Genomic DNA, 6267 nt, shown 5'->3' on the forward strand with positions numbered 1-6267 from the left:
CGCCTCCGGCATGTATCATGATGGAACGCCCCTTGAGATCATCCACCTTCAGCCGAGGAGCAAGCACAGGAAGGGTCGCCTTTCCGTCAGCCGCGACGTACAGAGCCGGGAGATCACCGAGATGACCGTTGCCGTAAGGCCCCTCGTGCTTGCCCGTTGCCGCAGGGTCATAATGCCCGCCCGCCGCGAGCGCCGGAACCGCCTTGCCATCTTTCATGGCATGGGCGCAGTCGGGTTTCTCATGTATATGAAATCCGTGCAGTCCGGGTGACAGGTCGCTCAACTGGGGCGTCAACAGAAGTCCGTACTTACCGTCTGATGCCGTAATCGTGCCGATCTCCTTTCCGACTCCCGCTTCGTTGACCAACTGTACCTTGATGATCACATCCTCGGCAAAGGCAACCCCCGCGAAAACCAAACTGATTATCATGACGAGCATAACTTTCCCCATTGGCTTCTCCTCCTCTTCAATGATTGGTAACTCAAGCACAGTATAACCGAGGCATCCATAGCTTGCAACTGTGCCCGACCTTCGCTGACCGTCTCCCCATTCTACTCTCCGAGATAAGCCCTCTTGACCTGCTCATTCCTGAGGAGTTCCTCGCCTGTGCCGTGGGCTGCTATCCTGCCGTTTTCGAGCACATAGCCCCTCTGAGAGAGATTGAGTGCCGCATGAGCGTTCTGCTCAACGAGAAGGATCGTGACCCCCTCGTTGTTGATCTCCCTGATAATCTTGAATATCCTGCTCGATATTATCGGTGCGAGCCCGAGGGAGGGTTCATCGAGTAAGAGCATCTTCGGTCTTGACATGAGGGCCCTTCCGATGGCAAGCATCTGCTGCTCACCGCCGCTCAGCGTGCCGCCAAGCTGGTGCTCTCTTTCCCCGAGCACGGGAAAAAGTTCGAAGACCTTTCCTAACCGCCTTTCTTGCTCTCCCCTGTCCGATGATCCCCTGCCGGTAGCCGCATATGCCCCCATCTCGAGGTTCTCCCTGACGGTTAGCCGGGGGAATATCCTCCTGCCTTCAGGAACCTGACTGATTCCCATCCTCACGATTTCATGGGGCGAGAGGGCATTTATCACCCTCTGTTCAAAATAGATATTCCCGACCCTCGGTCTGAGTACACCGGAGATGCTCATGAGCGTCGTCGACTTCCCGGCACCGTTATTCCCTATCAGGCAGACGACTTCCCCCTCCTTGACCACAAGGTCGACGCCCCGAAGGGCCTCTGCATTACCGTAGAAGGTGTGAAGATTTTCGAGTCTCAACATCATCAGCCCTTTTTCCCGAGATACGCCTCGATGACCATCGGGTCGTTCCTGATCGCCTCGGGAGAGCCCTCCGCAATCTTTACGCCGTGGTCGAGGACGACTACCGTTTCGGAAACTCCCATCACTACTTTCATATCATGCTCGATGAGGGCGATCGTCTTGCCGAGTTTCTGAAGCCTCCTGATGATCTCCATAATCTCCGCCGTTTCCTGAGCGTTCATCCCGGCAGTAGGTTCATCGAGGAGGATGAGGGCGGGTTCCGACGCAAGGGCCCTTGCTATCTCAAGTCTTCTCTGGTCTCCGTAGGGGAGATTGAAGGAGGGCAGAGCCGCAAGATCGCAGAGGCCGACAAGATCGAGATATTCCCTGGCCTTCTCTCTGGCGGCCTCTTCTTCTCCGCGGAAACCTCTTCCCCTGACAACGGCGCCGATGAACCCGGTCTTTATCTTCCCGTGCTGCGACACGAGCACATTATCGAGGACCGACATCTCCCGGAACAACCTGATATTCTGAAATGTGCGCGCTATGCCCAGTGAGGCGATACGGTATGACGGCAAACCCATGATATCGGCATGGAAGAATTGGACCATCCCTCTGGTCGGTTTTGTAAGTCCCGTGAGACAGTTGAAGAGCGTTGTCTTTCCGGCACCGTTCGGTCCGATGATGCTCATAATTGAGCCTTCACGTATTCTGAGGCTCACGTCTTCGATCGCCCTGACTCCGCCAAAATGCTTTGTCAGACCGCGCACTTCTAAAAGGTACATACGTCATCCTTCGGAGATCCTCCCTGCGGGTTCTCCCCTCCCATTCCGCCAAGAAGACCCTGAGGCCTGAAGATCATCATGATGATCAATCCGATACTGAGGGCGAGCATCCGAAAGGACTGAACCTCCCTCAGGACTTCAGGGAGCATGATGAGGAGAAGGGCACCGACGACAACCCCGGGCAGGCTGCCGAGGCCGCCCAGTATCACCATACAGAGAACGAGAACCGACTCCATAAACGTAAAGCTCTCCGGAGAAACAAACTGCATCTTTGCCGCAAAGAGTCCGCCTGCGAGTCCGGCCCACAATGACCCGAAGGAAAGGGCGTAAAGCTTGTACCGTGTTGTAGGTATCCCCATGGCAGATGCACAGACCTCATCCTCTCTTATGGCTACCCAGGCCCTGCCGATCTTCGAGGAACGAACGCGCTTCACCACGGTGTAAGTCAGGATAGCCGACAGGAGGGTGAGGTAGTAATATCCGCTCATCCCCGCCAAGGAGAAACCGAGGATCTGGGGAGGAGCGATACCTGATATGCCATTCGGGCCGTTCGTCACGGAATCCCAGTTGTTCAACACGAGACGGACTATCTCACCGAACCCTAAGGTAACGATCGCGAGGTAATCCCCCCTGAGTCGCAGAGCCGGCACCGAGAGGACGAACCCCGAGAGGGCGGTTACCCCGATACAGACCGGCATCGACTGCCAGAAACCGAACCCCATCTTCAGATTGAGAAGCGCATAGGTGTAAGCCCCGAGCGCATAGAAGGCGACATACCCGAGATTGAGAAGGCCGGCGAAACCGACTACAACGTTGAGTCCGAGTGCGAGTATCACATAGATGCCGGTGAGGATCGATATGTCGAGGAGATAATTCTTCGCAAATAACGGTATCACGAACAGACCGGCGATAGTGAGGTAACGGAGGAGAGGGAATGTCGAAGGTAATAGTTTCTTCCGCCCTATCCGCGCCCTGAGGGACCCCGTCTTTTTCCATGACAAGCCCAGGAAAGCCACGAGAGATCCGAACGAAAAAAACGCCACGGAAAGGACTGAGAAGAGGATGACGGACGCCTTGAGTCCCTTGAAGGGAAGGAAAAGGATCGCAAACCAGAGCGCAACGAGAAGCCTGGATCTATGGGGTAATGTGAGAAATTCGAAGTTAAGGAATTCCCCCTTCATGAATCTCTTTCCTGCGGTCTTCAATCTCCCTACACCTTTTCCTCAGCAGATTTTCCGAGTATCCCGGAAGGCCTAATGAGCAGCACGACGATGAGAACGATAAAGGCATACGCATCTTTATATTCATTCGAAATGTAGCTCCCCCCCATGCTCTCGACAAAGCCGAGGAATATCCCTCCGAACATCGCTCCGGGAATACTGCCGATCCCGCCGAGCACCGCAGCGGTAAATGCCTTGATGCCGGCGACGTAGCCAATCGAGTAATTCACGAGACCATAATACAGGGCTATCATGATCCCGGCGATAGCCGCAAGACCGGATCCGATGACAAAGGTCATCGAAATCACGGAGTCCACGTCAATGCCCAGGAGAGACGCCATGAGCTTATCCTGCGCCACAGCGCGCATCGCCTTTCCCATTCTTGTCCTCTTGATGAAGAGATGGAGAGAAATCATGAGGAGGAACGAAACAACGATGATAACGGTCTGAAGATACGTTAACCGCGCATTGAAGATGCTAAAACCGGCGGCCCCGAAGAGATGGGGGAAGACCTTGTCCGTCGCACCCTGCGTCAGCATGACATAATTCTGAAGGAAGAGAGACATCCCGATGGCACTGATAAGCGGGCTCAGCCTCGGCGCATTCCTCAAGGGCCGGTAAGCAATCTTTTCCATGGTAAAACCGTAGGCAGAGCAGAAGATAACGGCCAGGGCGAAGGTGAGCAGCAGTGCTAAGGGGAGACTGAAGGAGGTGAGGCCGATGGCGGTGAAGAACCCGAAAAAGATAATCCCGAGATATGCGCCGAGCATATAGATTTCGCCGTGGGCGAAATTGATGAGCTCGAGAATCCCGTAGACCATAGTGTAGCCCAGGGCGATAAGGGCATACACTCCCCCCAGGGTGAGACCATTTAGGATCTGCTGGAAAAGCATGGATCTGCCAAGGCCGGGTCAGAAAATCGGAGGGCGAAAAATCTCATGGTAATCAGTCCGGCTCATATGGTCTTCTATTTCCACGACGGGACAAGAGGTAATGCGGCATGGGTCAATCAATTATCGCCCGGGCCTCCAGTATTCGACGAACTTTCCCCCTTCTGTGACCCAAACGATGTAAGGAGAAATCGTGACGTCACCTTTCTCATCAAACTTTATCTTCCCGAGAGCACCGGAAAATTCCATGGAGTGGATCCTGTCCATGACCTTTTTCCCGTCCGTGGTGCCGGCCTCCCTGACCGCCGCAAGAAGGATATTTGCAGCATCATAGGCGTACACGGAATAGGGGCCGATCTCGCCGAATCTCTTCTCATACGTTTCATTAAACGTCCTCGCCGTAGGAATCTTCTTCGCATCCGGACTGAACGTCAGGTAGGTGCCTTCAGCTGCACCGGCACCCGCTATCTCGATAAATTTGGGATCTATGGAGCCGTCGCCGCTCAGAAAGGGTACCGTGAGACCTAGTTCCCGTGCCTGTTTCACGAGGAGACCCGTTTCTGGATAAATCCCGCCAAAGAAGATAATCTCGGGTCGCTTCTCTTTTACTGAGGTCAGCACGGTCTTATAATCCTTGTCGCCCTTTGTTATTCCGCTGTAGTACACCACCTCGATGTTACCGCCGAGATATTTCCTGAAGAGGTCGGCAAAACCCTGGCCGTAGGTCGTCTTGTCATGGAGAATCGCGACGCGTTTCATCTTGAGGTTGTCTCTTACGAATTCCGCAGCAACCCTTCCCTGCTGTTGGTCGGTGCCGCAGACCCTGAAGACCCCCCTGTATCCCCGCTCCGTAAGGAGAGGGTTCGTCGAAGCCGGCGTTATCATCGGAACGCCGGCGCGGTTATACACGTCAGATGCGGGGATCGAACAACTGGAATTAAAGTGCCCGATAACCCCAACAACCCCCTCATTCGCCATTTTATTTGCAACAGCGACCGCCTGCTTGGGGTCGGCCTGGTCGTCACCTGTCACTATCTCTACAGTCTTCCCCAAGATACCGCCTCTGCTATTCCATTCCTCGACCGCGATCGTCACACCCTTCTTGAAGTCGTTTCCCATCTTCGCTTCTGAGCCGGTCATCTGCGCGGCAACCCCGATCTTGATGGTATCCTCTCTTTTCTGGCATGCGGCGCAGATCATCAAAGGGAGTATGAGAAAAAGCCCCGTCAATCTTCCCTTCATGCTATTCTCCTGGCAGCTCCTCCGGACTTCGCCCCCGTTTCGCGTCTTCTCCGAGGACCCTGAGAAAGGCAGCGACGTTGACGGCGATATCGCCGATGAGAATCGCCGAAGCGACGGCAACGGCATCGGCTCCGGCATCGAGTACCGAGCGGAGGTTCTCCGTTGCTATGCCTCCTATCGCGACCACCGGGAGAGAGACTTCTCCCCTCACCTGCATCAGCTTCTCTATACCCCTCGGTGTACCCGCATCTTTTGTCTTTGTCGGAAAGAGGGGACCGAAGCCTATATAGTCCGCCCCGCCGGCAGCAGCCGCCTGCGCTTCCTTCAGAGAATGGGTTGATATGCCGATTATCCTCTCTCCCATCACCTTCCGTGCCTCTTTGAGGGGGAGGTCGTCCTGACCAAGGTGCACGCCGTCGGCATCAACAGCGAGCGCGATGTCTGCATGATCATTCACAATGAAGGTGGCGCGGTAATCCGCTGTTATCCGCCGTAACTTCGCGGCATCCTGATAGATGTCTCTCCTCGATTTCTCCTTTTCCCTGTACTGCACCCACCGAACCCCAGCCTTCACTGCGGCAAGGGTCATATCCTCAGGCGTTCTGCCACTCACCCTTCTATCGGTGATGAAGTAAAGTCCCGTAGAATAGGGGAGGCTCGAACTCATGCCGTTGATCCCCCCCGCTCCCGGTCTTCCGGTTTGCGATTGTTCATCCTCTCGACAAACCCAGTAGTAAACTCGCCATTGATGAAATCTTGATGGTTGAAGACCTTCCTGTGGAAGGGTATGGTCGTCTTTATCCCCTCTATCACGAACTCATCAAGGGCCCTCCGCATCGTCCTGATAGCATCCGCCCTCGTTTTCCCCTGTACCACCAG

8 protein-coding genes are annotated in these 6267 nt (G+C 54.9%); all 8 read right to left on the bottom strand.

Features of this window, described 5'->3' with window-relative positions:
• Positions 1-451 (bottom strand): superoxide dismutase family protein (locus tag VEI96_00080; protein ID HXX56376.1); only part of this gene is annotated, 451 nt, incomplete at its 3' end.
• A 101-nt stretch (positions 452-552) separates the two neighbouring features.
• The gene (locus VEI96_00085) at positions 553-1272 is read right to left on the bottom strand and encodes an ABC transporter ATP-binding protein (GenBank protein HXX56377.1); all 720 of its coding nucleotides are present in this window, start codon (positions 1270-1272) and stop codon (positions 553-555) included.
• Between the two features lie 2 nt (positions 1273-1274).
• Positions 1275-2036: an ABC transporter ATP-binding protein gene (locus tag VEI96_00090; protein HXX56378.1), complete on the bottom strand. Its 762-nt coding sequence runs from the start codon at positions 2034-2036 to the stop codon at positions 1275-1277.
• On the bottom strand, positions 2024-3217 hold the full coding sequence (locus VEI96_00095; protein ID HXX56379.1) for a hypothetical protein: 1194 nt from the start codon (positions 3215-3217) through the stop codon (positions 2024-2026). Before VEI96_00095 ends, VEI96_00090 begins: the two co-directional genes overlap by 13 nt.
• Before the next feature lie 29 nt (positions 3218-3246).
• Positions 3247-4149, bottom strand: a complete 903-nt coding sequence (locus tag VEI96_00100; GenBank protein HXX56380.1) for a branched-chain amino acid ABC transporter permease — start codon at positions 4147-4149, stop codon at positions 3247-3249.
• A gap of 120 nt (positions 4150-4269) precedes the next feature.
• Positions 4270-5388 (bottom strand): branched-chain amino acid ABC transporter substrate-binding protein, encoded by a 1119-nt coding sequence (locus VEI96_00105; GenBank protein ID HXX56381.1) that lies wholly within the window; start codon positions 5386-5388, stop codon positions 4270-4272.
• Position 5389: 1 nt separating this feature from the next.
• The gene (gene thiE, locus VEI96_00110) at positions 5390-6055 is read right to left on the bottom strand and encodes a thiamine phosphate synthase (protein ID HXX56382.1); all 666 of its coding nucleotides are present in this window, start codon (positions 6053-6055) and stop codon (positions 5390-5392) included.
• Positions 6052-6267, bottom strand: a 216-nt coding sequence (locus tag VEI96_00115; GenBank protein HXX56383.1) for a hypothetical protein, incomplete at its 5' end; no start/stop codon positions are given. The genes VEI96_00115 and thiE, both read right to left, overlap by 4 nt.

It is taken from the genome of Thermodesulfovibrionales bacterium, from assembly GCA_035622735.1.
GTDB lineage: Bacteria > Nitrospirota > Thermodesulfovibrionia > Thermodesulfovibrionales > UBA9159 > DASPUT01.